Source organism: Pseudoneobacillus rhizolycopersici (genome assembly GCF_054786815.1).
Genome location: NZ_JBTOOE010000301.1, coordinates 1 through 211, shown reverse-complemented (window position 1 = coordinate 211; position 211 = coordinate 1). Strand labels below are relative to the sequence as shown.

Genomic DNA, 211 nt, shown 5'->3' with positions numbered 1-211 from the left:
GGCTATGTGGCCCACGAGTCGGTGAGCGGCTCGTTTCGCTATCACGCCCTGCCCGCCGTCGAGGAGTATCGCCGCCGCAGTCTGGGCAACGTGATACGCGGTTTTTTCGGCAACAGCTACCTGGGTGCCGTGTCGTGTCTGGTAGAGGAGGAGAAACTCAGCCTCGACGAGCTGCGCGAGCTCATAGAGATGGTCGAGCGCAAGAAGGAAC

Annotated in this window: 1 protein-coding gene; it reads left to right on the top strand. The window is 61.6% G+C overall.

All coding sequences use genetic code 11. The annotated features are described in order from the left end of the window. Window positions 1-211 (top strand): BlaI/MecI/CopY family transcriptional regulator (locus ACX9YW_RS23845; RefSeq protein ID WP_460351322.1); only part of this gene is annotated, 211 nt, incomplete at both ends.